Annotated in this window: 12 protein-coding genes and 1 riboswitch; of the genes, 6 read left to right on the top strand and 6 right to left on the bottom strand. The window is 52.8% G+C overall.

From position 1 onward, the window contains the following. Nucleotides 1–121: 121 nt before the first annotated feature. The 3 genes from assT to dsbI are packed head-to-tail and all read left to right on the top strand — an operon-like array spanning nt 122 to nt 3,302. On the top strand, nt 122–1,918 hold the full coding sequence (gene assT, locus BZK40_RS20780; RefSeq protein ID WP_048215529.1) for an arylsulfate sulfotransferase AssT: 1,797 nt from the start codon (nt 122–124) through the stop codon (nt 1,916–1,918). 23 nt (nt 1,919–1,941) lie between these two features. After that, complete coding sequence (locus BZK40_RS20785; protein WP_079935208.1) at nt 1,942–2,610, top strand: thiol:disulfide interchange protein DsbA/DsbL; 669 nt, start codon at nt 1,942–1,944, stop codon at nt 2,608–2,610. Nucleotides 2,611–2,624: 14 nt separating this feature from the next. After that, a complete protein-coding gene (gene dsbI / locus BZK40_RS20790) occupies nt 2,625–3,302 on the top strand; it encodes a protein-disulfide oxidoreductase DsbI (protein ID WP_048236780.1) in 678 nt (225 codons plus the stop codon). 84 nt (nt 3,303–3,386) lie between these two features. Here the strand turns inward: dsbI and ribB are convergent, their stop codons facing one another. Next, on the bottom strand, nt 3,387–4,040 hold the full coding sequence (gene ribB / locus BZK40_RS20795; protein WP_003828424.1) for a 3,4-dihydroxy-2-butanone-4-phosphate synthase: 654 nt from the start codon (nt 4,038–4,040) through the stop codon (nt 3,387–3,389). 106 nt (nt 4,041–4,146) lie between these two features. After that, nucleotides 4,147–4,296, bottom strand: a riboswitch (FMN riboswitch). Between the two features lie 132 nt (nt 4,297–4,428). Here ribB and ubiK point away from each other — a divergent pair. Continuing rightward, a complete protein-coding gene (gene ubiK, locus BZK40_RS20800; RefSeq protein WP_020996337.1) occupies nt 4,429–4,725 on the top strand; it encodes a ubiquinone biosynthesis accessory factor UbiK in 297 nt (98 codons plus the stop codon). Between the two features lie 33 nt (nt 4,726–4,758). Here ubiK and glgS read toward each other — a convergent pair whose 3' ends face one another. From glgS to BZK40_RS20820, 4 genes are all read right to left on the bottom strand, one after another. Then, nucleotides 4,759–4,965, bottom strand: a complete 207-nt coding sequence (glgS, locus tag BZK40_RS20805; protein WP_008785836.1) for a cell surface composition regulator GlgS — start codon at nt 4,963–4,965, stop codon at nt 4,759–4,761. A gap of 301 nt (nt 4,966–5,266) precedes the next feature. Beyond that, a complete protein-coding gene (gene hldE / locus BZK40_RS20810) occupies nt 5,267–6,700 on the bottom strand; it encodes a bifunctional D-glycero-beta-D-manno-heptose-7-phosphate kinase/D-glycero-beta-D-manno-heptose 1-phosphate adenylyltransferase HldE (RefSeq protein WP_079935209.1) in 1,434 nt (477 codons plus the stop codon). 59 nt (nt 6,701–6,759) lie between these two features. Continuing rightward, the gene (gene glnE, locus BZK40_RS20815) at nt 6,760–9,600 is read right to left on the bottom strand and encodes a bifunctional [glutamate--ammonia ligase]-adenylyl-L-tyrosine phosphorylase/[glutamate--ammonia-ligase] adenylyltransferase (RefSeq protein WP_079935210.1); all 2,841 of its coding nucleotides are present in this window, start codon (nt 9,598–9,600) and stop codon (nt 6,760–6,762) included. Nucleotides 9,601–9,725: 125 nt separating this feature from the next. After that, nucleotides 9,726–11,027 carry a CYTH domain-containing protein gene (locus tag BZK40_RS20820; RefSeq protein ID WP_079935211.1) on the bottom strand — a complete coding sequence of 434 codons (1,302 nt, stop codon included), beginning with the start codon at nt 11,025–11,027 and terminating at the stop codon, nt 9,726–9,728. A 241-nt stretch (nt 11,028–11,268) separates the two neighbouring features. Between BZK40_RS20820 and BZK40_RS20825 the strand changes: the two genes are divergently transcribed. Further along, nucleotides 11,269–11,889, top strand: a complete 621-nt coding sequence (locus tag BZK40_RS20825; protein WP_003828434.1) for a TIGR04211 family SH3 domain-containing protein — start codon at nt 11,269–11,271, stop codon at nt 11,887–11,889. Between the two features lie 62 nt (nt 11,890–11,951). Continuing rightward, the gene (locus tag BZK40_RS20830; RefSeq protein ID WP_048215522.1) at nt 11,952–13,187 is read left to right on the top strand and encodes a multifunctional CCA addition/repair protein; all 1,236 of its coding nucleotides are present in this window, start codon (nt 11,952–11,954) and stop codon (nt 13,185–13,187) included. Nucleotides 13,188–13,296: 109 nt separating this feature from the next. Here the strand turns inward: BZK40_RS20830 and bacA are convergent, their stop codons facing one another. Continuing rightward, entirely contained in the window at nt 13,297–14,115 is an 819-nt protein-coding gene (bacA, locus tag BZK40_RS20835; RefSeq protein ID WP_003828439.1) for an undecaprenyl-diphosphate phosphatase, read from the bottom strand. Nucleotides 14,116–14,120: the final 5 nt, after the last annotated feature.

A 14,120-nucleotide genomic window follows, 5' to 3' on the forward strand; every position in this document is an offset into this window, starting at 1 on the left:
TCAATATTAATTAATGCATTACAAAAGTAGTATTAGCAATGCTGCTTTATTTTATCAAAACCGTAAAAACATAATATATTCAGCAAGATTATATTTATAGGTAATATAAGGAGATATATCCATGTTTACACAGTACCGAAAAACACTTCTGGCAGGGACTCTGGCACTGACATTTGGATTAGCAGCAGGAAACTCTCTTGCCGCTGGTTTTCAACCGGCCCAACCTGCAGGAAAATTGGGCGCAATAGTAGTTGACCCTTATGGAAATGCCCCGCTTACTGCGCTGGTTGAATTAGATAGCCACGTTATTTCAGATGTTAAAGTTACCGTCCATGGTAAAGGTGAAAAAGGCGTTCCGGTGACTTATACCGTCGGCAAAGAGTCACTCGCCACGTACGATGGCATTCCTATTTTTGGCCTTTATCAAAAGTTCGCAAATAAGGTAACCGTTGAATATAAAGAAAACGGTAAGGCCATGAAAGATGATTATGTGGTGCAAACATCAGCCATCGTAAATCACTACATGGATAACCGCTCAATATCTGATTTGCAGCAAACAAAAGTGATTAAAGTAGCACCGGGTTTTGAAGATCGTCTTTATCTGGTGAATACCCACACCTTTACCCCGCAGGGTGCAGAATTCCACTGGCATGGCGAAAAAGATAAAAATGCCGGCATCCTGGATGCGGGTCCAGCTGGCGGCGCACTCCCCTTTGATATCGCACCCTTTACCTTTGTTGTCGATACGGAAGGTGAATATCGGTGGTGGCTGGATCAGGACACCTTCTATGACGGCCATGACATGGATATCAACAAGCGCGGCTACCTGATGGGTATTCGTGAAACACCGCGAGGCACCTTCACCGCCGTCCAGGGCCAGCACTGGTATGAATTCGATATGCTGGGGCAAGTTCTGGCCGACCATAAGCTGCCTCGCGGATTCCTGGATGCTTCACATGAGTCGGTCGAAACAGTGAACGGCACCGTACTGCTTCGCGTGGGTAAACGCGATTACCGCAAAGAAGATGGCCTTCACGTACATACCATCCGCGACCAGATTATTGAAGTCGATAAATCTGGACGTGTTGTTGACGTATGGGATCTGACACAAATTCTCGACCCGATGCGTGACGCGCTGCTGGGTGCGCTGGACGCAGGCGCGGTATGCGTCAACGTGGATCTCGCTCACGCAGGCCAACAGGCGAAACTGGAGCCAGATACCCCCTATGGTGACGCCCTCGGCGTTGGTGCGGGCCGTAACTGGGCTCACGTCAACTCCATTGCCTATGACGCTAAAGATGACTCCATCATTCTTTCTTCCCGCCATCAGGGTGTCGTCAAAATCGGTCGCGATAAACAGGTGAAATGGATCCTGGCACCGTCTAAAGGCTGGAATAAGGCGCTGGCAAGCAAACTGTTAAAACCGGTTGATGATAAGGGCAACGCGCTGAAGTGTGATGAAAACGGTAAGTGCGAGAATACTGATTTCGATTTTACCTACACCCAACACACCGCCTGGCTCTCCAGCAAAGGAACGCTAACCATCTTTGACAATGGCGATGGCCGTGGACTCGAACAACCGGCTCTACCAACAATGAAATACTCCCGATTCGTCGAATATAAAATTGACGAGAAAAAAGGAACCGTTCAGCAAGTTTGGGAATACGGGAAAGAGCGCGGTTATGATTTCTACAGTCCTATCACGTCGGTAATTGAATATCAAAAAGACCGCGACACGATGTTTGGATTTGGTGGTTCTATTAATTTATTTGACGTTGGACAGCCAACAATCGGCAAAATCAACGAAATTGACTACAAAACAAAAGAAGTCAAAGTCGAAATTGATGTCCTTTCCGATAAACCAAACCAAACGCACTACCGCGCATTACTGGTTCGCCCACAACAAATGTTTAAATAATTTCGTTAGATTAAGGATTAATTATGTCATCTAAATGGATTACTTCATTATTTAAAAGCGTGGTATTAACGGCAGCGCTGGTTTCACCATTTGCAGCATCGGCTTTTACTGAAGGTACTGACTATATGGTGCTGGAGAAACCGATTCCCAATGCTGATAAAACGTTGATCAAAGTATTCAGCTACGCCTGCCCATTCTGCTACAAATATGATAAAGCCGTGACCGGCCCGGTGTCAGATAAAGTTGCCGATCTCGTCGCCTTCACACCGTTTCATCTCGAGACCAAAGGAGAATACGGCAAACAGGCCAGTGAAGTATTTGCAGTAATGATTGCTAAGGATCAGGCCGCAGGAATTTCATTGTTTGATGCCAAATCACAGTTCAAAAAAGCTAAGTTTGCTTACTACACTGCCTACCACGATAAGAAAGAACGCTGGTCTGACGGTAAAGATCCCGCTTCATTCATCAAAACAGGGCTGGATGCTGCGGGTATGAGTCAAGCAGACTTCGAGAACGCCTTAAAAGAACCCGTAGTCCAGGAGACCTTGGAAAAATGGAAAGCGGCTTATGATGTTGCCAAAATCCAGGGGGTTCCGGCTTACGTCGTCAATGGTAAGTACCTGATCTACACCAAAAGCATCAAATCGATTGATTCCATGGCTGAGCTTGTCAGAGAACTGGCGACAAAATAAACAGGGAACCGGCTATGGATTTTATCAAAGGATTGTGGCGAGACTTATGTACCGCACCGGTTAATACCCTGGTGAGATGGCAGGAGCGACGCTTTTTGTGGTTGCTAATGGCTTGTGCCATGGGTGGGTTAATTATTCTGGCGCACTCGTTCTTCCAAATCTATCTCTACATGGCCCCTTGCGAGCAATGTGTATACATCCGCTTTGCCATGTTTGTGATGGTTTTCGGTGGGCTGATCGCGGCAATAAACCCTAAAAACCTCATTCTAAAACTGGTCGGCTGCATTGCGGCATTTTATGGCAGCATTATGGGCATTAAGTTCTCCATCAAACTTAATGGCATTCATTATGCGGTACATAACCCGGACCCGGATTCGCTCTTTGGCGTACAGGGATGTTCCACCGATCCGACATTCCCTTTCAATTTGCCGCTGGCAAACTGGGCTCCAGAATGGTTTAAGCCCACTGGAGATTGCGGCTATGACGCGCCTGTCGTTCCTGATGGCGTAGCGCTTAGCAGTATGCAAAAGTGGTTTGTCGATCTGTACCAGCAGTCCGAAGGCTGGTATCTGCTCCCGCCATGGCATTTTATGAATATGGCGCAGGCTTGCCTGCTCGCTTTTGGTTTATGTTTAGTGCTGTTGCTGGTAATGAGCGGAGCCTGGGCACTTAAACTGGCCAGAAAAAAATAGCCAGGTTGTAATAACAAAAAACCGAAGCCAGGAAACTGACTTCGGTTTTTTTATCCCTACCACGGTTGTCGCGGTAGTCAGCAATTAGCTGGCTTTGCGCTCATGCGCCTGACGGTAAGCCACCAGGTCTTCGATAGTCACTACAGCCATATTATGCTTACCGGCAAATTCGATGCACTCTGGCGCACGGGCCATGGTGCCGTCATCATTGGTCAGTTCGCACAGCACACCGGCTGGTTTAAACCCTGCCAGCGTCATCAGGTCGATGGTTGCTTCAGTATGACCACCGCGGGTCAACACGCCGCCTGCCTGAGCACGCAGCGGGAAAACGTGCCCCGGACGGTTAAGATCGGAAGGTTTTGCGCCATCCTTAATTGCCGCACGCACCGTAGTAACACGGTCTGCTGCGGAAACGCCGGTGGTTACGCCTTCTGCGGCTTCAATGGTCACGGTAAAACCGGTACCGTAAGCGCTGGTATTATTTTCCACCATCATTGGCAGATCGAGCTGTTTGCGTCGGTCTTCAGTGATGCACAGGCAAACAATACCGCTACCGTGACGGATGGTCAGCGCCATCTGTTCTACGGTCATGGTTTCTGCCGGGAAAATCATATCGCCTTCGTTTTCACGGTCTTCGTCGTCAAGCACCATTACACCGCGTCCTTCACGCAGCGCAGACAGCGCATGTTCAACACGTTCGAAAGGCGTACCAAAAGAGGAAAGTAGCGTCTGATTCATGGTAAAAAAACCTCACTAAAATTATGGTTACCAGAATCAGGGCAGTCTTAGGAGTACCGTCTAAGCGGCAAAAAAATAACGTGAGCGGGTCCATGCCCGACTGGATCGTTACTCTCTCCCATCCGGACTCTAACCGTCGGCCCCGGAATTACACCGGATCTGCTGACCTTTTTGCCGTAACAAAAAGCGCTCGCGGGCTTTCAACATCAGTTGATTTACCGCCGGTGGGGAATTTCGCCCCGCCCTGAGAATAAGCGGGTTAACTATAACGCTATTGATTACCTTCATCAACGCCTTTACTCGTCTTAGCTTCACACAATTCTGGTTTATGCCTGTGCCAGTTCGCACTACAATAGGCAGCAACACGTACCAGTTCAGGGAAACCACAATGATTGACCCGAAAAAAATTGAGCAGATTGCTCGTCAGGTTCACGAGTCGATGCCGAAAGGGATCCGCGAGTTTGGCGAAGACGTCGAGAAGAAAATTCGTCAAACGCTGCAGTCACAGCTGACCCGTCTGGATCTGGTAAGCCGCGAAGAATTCGATGTACAGACTCAGGTTTTATTGCGCACGCGTGAAAAGCTGGCGCTGCTTGAGCAACGTCTGACTGAGCTTGAATCACGTGATAAAACGGCAGACGTTAAGCCTGCCCCCGCGATCCCGTCAGTTGATCCGCAAGAGTAAAAACGACAACGGGCCGCAAGGCCCGTTTTTCTGTTAGTGTTCCAGTTCTAGCTTCCTGGCTTCCGTCGCCTGCTGGCAGTACAGCGCATAGCGTTTGCAAAACCAGCTACGATGTTCTTCATCCATATTCCCGGTTATCGCCTGGATATCAATGGGATGGCCCTCAGCCTGCATCCTGGCAAAACTACGGGCCAGGAAATCGAAATTGTTCAGTGAATACATATTGCTGTTCATGAGCATACCCTCCAGTTATTGAATATCTGCTAAGGCCATATGCTTTTTCTAATTTCAGTATTTCCCTGGATACGAAGTTATTCTGTACATATTGTGCGCAAAACTACTGCGCGGGTTCACAGTTTCCTATGAAATCTAAGAGGGCATGAAATATGGCGGGTATATCAGGGAAAGAGGCGCTGCGGCTCAAGAATAAAACGTAAAAATGCCGGATGGCGACGCGAAAGCGTCTTATCCGGCCTACAAACGTTACGTCACGTAGGCCGGATAAGGTGTTTACACCGCCATCCGGCAAACTTTTCAGGTGTTATTTATCGCTGTCTTTCTGGATCTTATTGATGATATTAGTCGTGGAGCAGCCATCTTCGAAGTTCAGCACCAGCACTTCACCGCCGTTCGCCCACACCTCTTCACTACCCGCAATCTGCTCCGGCTTATAGTCGCCGCCTTTGACCAGCAGATCCGGCAGAATGTCAGCAATCAGACGCTGCGGCGTATCTTCTTCAAAAGAGACCACCCAGTCGACGGATTCCAGCGCGCCCAGCACGATCATGCGCTGTTCCAGCGGGTTGACCGGACGCGTTTCACCTTTCAGACGTTTGGTCGAAGCATCGCTGTTGACCGCCACGATCAGGCGATCGCCCAGCTTGCGCGCATTCGCCAGATAGGAAACATGGCCCGCATGCAGGATGTCGAACACACCGTTGGTCATTACCACTTTCTCGCCGCGCTTGCGGGCGCTGGCAACGGCCTGTTTCAGCTCAGATTCGCTCATCACGCCAAAGCCAGTATCGGCCCGACCGCGCACGGCGTTTTCCAGTTCAATCGGAGAAACGGTGGAGGTCCCCAGCTTACCAACGACAACACCGGCTGCGGCGTTAGCAAAATAGCACGCCTCTTCCAGTGAGTTACCCGCCGCCAGCGTCGCCGCCAGCACGCCGATAACCGTATCGCCTGCACCGGTCACGTCATACACTTCCTGCGCCTGCGTCGGCATATGCAGTGGAGATTTGCCCGGTTGCAGCAACGTCATCCCCTGCTCGGATCGCGTGATCAGCAGTGCGGAAAGGTCGAAATCAGCAATCACTTTCATGCCGCGTTCAACCAGTTCATCTTCGCTTTTGCACTTGCCCGCCACCGCTTCAAACTCAGACAGGTTCGGCGTCAGCAGCGTTGCGCCACGGTAGCGTTCAAAATCGGTTCCTTTCGGATCGATAAGCACCGGCACCCCAGCCTTACGCGCCAGAGCAATCATCTGCTGCACGCTTGCCAACGCGCCTTTGGCGTAGTCGGAGAGCACCAGAGCACCGATAGAACCCAGCGCCTGGTTAATACGTTCGTGCAGCGGCTGCGGATCCACACCTTCAAAACCTTCTTCGAAATCCAGGCGAATCAGCTGCTGGTTGCGGGAAAGCACGCGCAGTTTGGTGATCGTCGGATGGGTCGGCACGGAAACGAAATCGCATTTTACGTTCACATCCGCCAGCGTTTTGCTCAGCGCACGCGCCGCGTCGTCAATACCGGTCAGGCCCACCAGACGCGAATTCGCTCCCAGAGAGGCAATGTTCATCGCCACGTTTGCTGCGCCACCGGGACGTTCTTCGATGGTATCGACCTTCACCACCGGAACCGGCGCTTCAGGTGAAATACGGCTGGTAGGACCGTACCAGTAGCGATCCAGCATCACATCACCGACAACCATGACTCCTGCACGTTCAAACTCTGGCAGCGTTACTTTCATTCCTGTCTCCTGAGAGATTCTCTGAGGGTCTTAAAATTTGCGCGCGATAATAGCACACTTCACTCGGCAACCAGCCACTTCTGCCAGCTGTCACGCACCAGCGTACGTTCAGCGTCAAAGTGCTCCAGCGCCACATGGCCCGGAAGTTCCTGCAACGCAAGATGATGAAGTTCATCACGCAACGTCGTATAAGCACGGGTAAGCGCCAGCGCTTCCTGCTCGTCCATAATGTCGTTTTGCGCCAGTAATTCCAGAATGCGCACGTTATCCGACCAGCGCGTCAGCTTCGGTTTTTCATGCGCATAGCGCAGCACCAGATACTGCGTAATAAACTCAATGTCTGTGATGCCGCCTTCATCCGCTTTGATATCAAAACGATCGCGATGCTTATTGCCCAAATGGGCACGCATTTTCTCACGCATTTCGCGCACCTCGGTCTGCAAAGTTTTCCCATCACGGACGAGGGTCATGATATCGCGACGAATCGCATCAAACTGAGAGGTCAACTGCGGGTCGCCGTACACTACGCGAGCACGCACCAGAGCCTGATGCTCCCATGTCCAGGCTTCGTTACGCTGATAATCGGCAAAAGCGTCAGTTGATGTCACCAGCATCCCCGCCGCTCCTGACGGACGCAAACGCGCATCCACTTCGTACAAAATACCGGACGAAGTACGGGTACTAAAGAGGTGCATAATGCGCTGCGCCAGACGCAGATAGAACTGTCGCCCGTCAATCTCACGCTCACCGTCCGTCATCACGTCCATCGGACAGTCATGCAGGAAGATCAAATCGAGATCCGAGCTGTAACCCAACTCCCAACCGCCCAGTTTGCCATAGCCGACGACGGCAAAACCACGCCCCTCGCGTTCGCTAAGATGAGTGGGTTGACCGTAGCGCGCGACCATCTGCGTCCACGCCTGCTGGACTACCGCATCAATAATAGCTTCCGCCAGCCAGGTTAAATGATCGCTCACCTTCATCACCGGCAGTGTACCGGCGATATCGGCCGCGGCAATACGCAGTAGCTGCGTTTGCTTAAACTGGCGCAGAGCCTCAAGTTGCTGCTCTTCGTCATCTTCCGGCACGCGCAGCAAATACTGGCGCAGCTCATCACGGTAAGCATCCGTCGCGGTAGGTTGATACAGGGTGTTCGGATCCAGCAGTTCATCGAGCAACAGCGGATACCGCGCCAGCTGGCTGGCGACCATCGGCGAGGCCGCACAGAGCGAAATCAGATGCTTCAGCGCCCCGGGGAATTCGCTCAGCAGTTCCAGATAGGTCGTACGGGTAACGATCCCCACCAGCAGAGGGGTAATGCGCGATAGCGGGACTGAGGCGTCGTCACGCGTACAGACATCGCTCAGCAGATGCGGCATTAAATGATCCAGCACCTGGCGTCCGCGTGGGCCAATGGTGCGTTTATCCAGCTCTTTGCGGAAATCAGCAATCAGAGACAGCACGCGCCGGCGATCGTCATCCGCCAGATGCGTCAGCACCGGCGTGGTGTCATCTTCCTGTAATGCATCCTGCCACAGTTCGCGCCACTGTTCTGAGAGCGACTCTTCCTGGCTTTCAGCTTCGTCATCGCCAATCAGCTCGTTAAATACCCGGCGTACGTTGTCCATATGATTGGCCAGCACATCAGTTAATTGCTGCCAGTCATCAACGTTCATCCCCCACGCCAGCCGCGCGCGATTCAGTTCATCGCCTGGCAGCGTTTGGGTCTGTTCATCATTGATGCTTTGCAGCAGGTTTTCCAGGCGGCGTAAATAGAGATAGGCTGCTCGCAGTTGTTCCGTATCGGTATCAGACAGAAGGTGCAGCGCATTGATGGCGCTAAGCGTCGGTAACAGCGAGCGGGATTGCAGCGACGGTTCACGTCCGCCGCGAATCAGCTGGAATACCTGCACGATAAATTCGATTTCGCGAATACCGCCCGCCCCCAGCTTGATGTTGTCTTTCAGACCACGGCGGCGCACTTCACGCGCAATCATCCCTTTCATGTTACGCAACGACTGGATCACGCTGAAATCAATATAGCGACGGAAAACAAAAGGCCGCAGCATGGCACGAAGCTCGCTGACGTAAGTGCCGTCGGCATCGCCCATAATGCGGGCTTTGACCATCGCATAGCGTTCCCAGTCGCGCCCTTGCTCCTGGTAATAATCCTCCAGCGCAGAGAAGCTCAGTACCAACGGACCGCTGTCACCAAACGGGCGTAAACGCATATCCACCCGATAGACAAACCCATCCATTGTGGGCTGATCTAATACCTTAATGAGCCGCTGGCCCATACGGGTAAAGAACTGGGCGTTATCCAGCTCGCGTCGCCCGCCCTGTGTGCTGCCATGTTCTGGCCAGGCAAAAATCAGGTCGATATCGGAGGAAAAATTCAGCTCGCCGCCACCCAGTTTCCCCATGCCTAAAATCAGCAGCGGCTGCGCCACACCTTCAGGATTACAGGGCGTACCCCATTCGCGACAGCAGGCGGCGTATAACCAGTCACGCGCGGCGACGATCAACGTTTCAGCCAGATGGCTTAGCTGCTGCAAAATACTCTCTTCAGTCACCAGCGACAGCGTCTGTGCCCAGGCGATACGCACCATAATGCGACGGCGAAACAGGCGTAACTCACGCATCAGCGTGTTTTCATCACTAACGTCAGCCAATGTTTGCTGTAACCAGTCGGCATAGTGTTGCCATTCATCCGCCAGGGGTGGAGCGCTTTCCAGCTCAGACAGCCATTCGGGATGGGCAATAATGCTGTCACGGACAAAATCGCTGAATGTAAGTACTGACTTCGCCTGAACGCTAAGCGAGGACTCAGATATTGCTGCTGGCAACCGCTCAACAACGGTCGGCCAGTACTGCTGTAACGGTGAAGAGAGCTGCTTCATTTACGGGTTATCCTTTGAATGGTGCCGGATGCGTCTTTTCGCCTTATCCGGCCTACATGACAGTTACACACATCGCGTAGGCCTGATAAGCGCAGCGCCATCAGGCATCCCGGCCTCGGCCCTGATTATCGTTTTCCGCTGTGCAGCCAGAACGGTTCCAGCGCGATTGCCTCGTTGCGGAAGTGTTCAATTTCAATATATTGGTTGGCCGCAATGGCGTGGCGCAAACCCTGCCAGTTGGCGATCCATTCTGATGCGACATTTTCATCGTAGTATCCCGCCAGCATCAGCATGCTATCAATGTTGCGCGTCAAACGTGGAAGCTGATCGGCGTACTGATCGCCCAGCGGCTGCGCAAAAGCGGTTTTCAGCTCAGCGGCATGGCGTGAAAGATGGGTATCCGAGAAACGCTTAAAGGAGTCGGCAATTTTTCCCTGCGCCTTCGCATCAAGGAACGGCTGCCATCCTTTGGTCACCAGCCATTCGGTCAGCGCCAGCTTGGCCATTGCCGTTTGCGTGCTGTAAACCGCCGAAACAGCAGAAACGTCCGACGAAATGATCGCTTCCGACTGGGTCAACAAATCACGTAAGTGAGCGCTCGCTTTTCGCGGCACATTACCGCCAAACAGCATCAGAATGTGACGCACCAGGCCCATAGCCGCCAGCACCTCGGCTTTCGCCCCTTTAACGCCGCGCACCCACAGCTCTTCATGGTACTGCCACTGTGATAATGCCAGCTCCAGCGCCGCTTCCAGCCCCTGCTCAATACTCGCTTTCGCCGGAACTTTCAAAATGCGTGTCGGTTTGAGTTCGCGCGGCGCATTCCCCTGAGCCAGGTGATAACCGCGCGCTGCTTTGCTCAAGCTACCCTGGCGTAAACCGGTTTGCGAAACCAGCTGGTTTGCCAGCTTCAGTACCGCACGGGTATCGCCGCTTAGCAGTTCAAGTTCAAGCTCACAGATAGGTTCTGCAATCTCGCCCGCTTTCACCTCCCCCAGATCGAGGGCCATTTCAATCCGGCTGCCATCAACATCAACCAACCATTTCTCACGGTAAAAATCGGTGCTGAACAACGGCTGCACTTGAGAAGCAAGTTCAGCAGGCAGCTCGCCGTCAGGCCAGACTTCCGTTGGGAACAAGGTGAGGTCCAGCTCAGGCGCGTTTAGCGCAACGTTATATTCCGGCCGCTGGTGCAGTCCGCCCGTCACGCGTCCGGCAATTTTCATGGTCATTTCGTAATGACCATTTTCACCGCGAATACGCAGCCCCATATCGTGACCACGCAACCACGCATCCGGTGTTTCGTAGTAGATATTCAGCAACTGACTGGGCGCATGATGCTCTCCCCCCAGCGTATTCAGACGTTCACGTAGCGCATCTACAGCGTCACTATTGACGATAAATTTTAATTCGATTTCCTGAGCCATGGTCTTGTACTTATGGGTTATGTCACAGTTGAGAAAACTGACTGCGAACTAAGTTCGTTATTTATGGTCAGTAGATAGTATTTTGCGCCAAATTGCCATGCAACGAGCAATTTGACGGGCGTAAAAGTTTCGAGTGGTGGCAAAAAGGACACAGATGATTCCGATTGATGTCGAATGCTTTGCGTAGAGACACTGATGCCACTACTATCGTTCCACTTTCTATGACAATAACGACAGCCTGATGCCAAAATTACGCCTGATTGGATTAACTTTACTCGCACTTAGCGCCACTGCAGTCTCTCATGCCGAAGAAAAGCGCTATGTCTCTGACGAACTGAACACCTGGGTCCGCAGCGGTCCGGGAGATAATTATCGCCTCGTGGGTACGGTTAACGCCGGCGAGGAAGTCACGCTATTACAGACCGATGCCAACACTAACTACGGCCAGGTGAAAGACAGCACCGGTCGTACCGCCTGGATCCCGCTGAAAGAGCTGAACAGTACGCCGAGCCTGCGTACCCGCGTTCCCGACCTGGAAAACCAGGTTAAGACCTTGACCGATAAGCTCAATAATATCGATACCACGTGGAACCAGCGCACCGCCGATATGCAGCAAAAGGTCGCGCAAAGCGACAGCGTGATCGACGGACTGAAACAAGAAAACCAGAAGCTGAAAAACGAGCTTATCGTGGCGCAAAAGAAGGTCAGCGCAGCCAACCTTCAGCTTGATGACAAACAGCGCACCATCATCATGCAGTGGTTTATGTACGGTGGCGGCGTGTTGGGTCTTGGTCTGCTGCTCGGCCTGGTTCTGCCACACATGATCCCAAGCCGTAAACGCAAAGATCGCTGGATGAACTGAATCGCCTTCTCCGCCACACTGACATATGATTAAGGGATCATAGTTTGCAAAAGGAAAGTGGCGTGAAGATTTATCTGGTCGGTGGTGCTGTTCGGGATGCGTTATTAGGGCTACCGATTAAAGATAAAGATTGGGTTGTTGTTGGCGCCACGCCGCAAGAGATGCTCGACGCGGGCTACCAGCAGGTAGGCCGCGATTTTCCCGTGTTTCTGCATCCGCAAACCCGCGAAGAGTATGCGCTGGCGCGTACCGAACGTAAGTCAGGCTCGGGGTATACCGGGTTCACCTGCTATGCCGCCGCAGATGTCACGCTGGAGGCCGATCTTCAGCGTCGTGACCTGACCATCAACGCAATCGCCCGCGATGACGACGGGGAGATTATCGACCCGTATAACGGACGCGACGATCTGGAAAACCGTCTGCTGCGCCATGTTTCATCTGCCTTTAGCGAAGATCCGCTGCGCGTGCTGCGCGTGGCGCGCTTTGCTGCCCGCTATGCGCACCTCGGTTTTCGTATCGCTGACGAAACCATGACGCTGATGCGTGACATGACCACCGCTGGTGAACTGGAGCATCTGACACCAGAGCGGGTGTGGAAAGAAACCGAAGGCGCATTAACCACCCGTAACCCACAGGTATTTTTCCAGGTCCTGCGCGACTGCGACGCACTGCGCGTCCTGTTTCCGGAAGTGGATGCTTTGTTTGGCGTTCCAGCCCCCGCACAGTGGCATCCGGAAATCGACACCGGCATTCACACGCTGATGACGCTGTCGATGGCAGCCATGTTAAGTCCGGAGGTCGACGTGCGTTTTGCTACGCTGTGCCACGATCTTGGCAAGGCATTGACGCCTAAAGCGCTGTGGCCGCGCCATCACGGCCACGGTCCGGCAGGTGTTAAGCTTGTCGAACAACTGTGCCAGCGCCTGCGCGTGCCGAATGACATCCGTGATTTAGCCAAACTGGTTTCCGAGTTCCACGACCTCATTCATACCTTCCCGATCCTGCAGCCGAAAACCATCGTTAAGCTGTTTGATTCCATCGATGCCTGGCGCAAACCGCAGCGCGTGGAGCAAATCGCCCTCACCAGCGAGGCCGATGTGCGTGGGCGAACCGGTTTTGAAGCGGCAGATTATCCGCAAGGCAGGCTGTTGCGCGAAGCCTGGCAGGTTGCGCAGGCGGTGCCAACGAAAGACGTGGTTGAAGCTGGATTCAAAGGTCAGGCAATTCGTGAAGAACTGACCCGACGTCGCATCGCGGCAGTAGCCAGTTGGAAGGAGCAGCGTTGCCCGAAAGCGTAGACACTGCGTTGCCGAATGCGCTGTGCTTATCCGGCCTACAGGTTCGAAACGGATATAACCCGTAGGCCGGATAAGGCAGAACGCCGCCATCCGGCACCACGGTAAGTCATCAGAAGAACACGACGTAAACGGCAGCCGCCACAATAAAGCGGTAAATCGCAAACGGAATGAACGAGATGCGTTTAATCAGTTGCAGGAAGGTTTTGATCGCCACCAGCGCCACGATAAACGCCGTCACAAATCCGACTGCAAACATCGGGATATCTGATGCGCTGAGGAAAGACCAGCTCTTGTAGAGATCCAGCGCCGTCGCGCCCATCATCATCGGCACGGCCAGCAGGAAGGAGAATTCAGAGGCCGCGTAACGACTCACGCCCATCAGCATGCCGCCAGAAATCGTCGCCCCGGAGCGAGAAAAACCCGGCCACAGCGCCAGACACTGGAAACAGCCAATCATAAACGCCTGGCGATAGGTCATATCATCCAGCCCCGGCGCACGCGGCTCCTTCGGCTTCAGGCATTCTGCGGCAATCAGCAGTACACCCCCCACCACCAGCGCATACATCACGTTGATCGGGTTAAACAGCGATTTGATGGTGTCGTGGAAGATTAGCCCCAGTACCACGGCTGGAATCATCCCCAACAGGATATGTCCCAGCGTCAGTCGACCTTTGCCAGTGCCTTCATGCGGAGCCTTGCCGAAGTGAATGCCGATCAGGCCAAACAGACGTCGCCAGAACATCACCACAACGGCCAGGATAGAACCTAACTGGATAACCACTTCGAATGTTTTTGCAGTGTCACCCTCAAAACCCAACAGGTGGCCAACAATAATCATATGGCCAGTACTGGAAACGGGTAAAAATTCCGTCAATCCTTCGACCACACCCAAAATTGCCGCCACCAGCAGCGAGTGCATATCACTCATTAATA

The organism is Citrobacter portucalensis (genome assembly GCF_002042885.1).
Classification (GTDB): Bacteria; Pseudomonadota; Gammaproteobacteria; order Enterobacterales; family Enterobacteriaceae; genus Citrobacter; species Citrobacter portucalensis.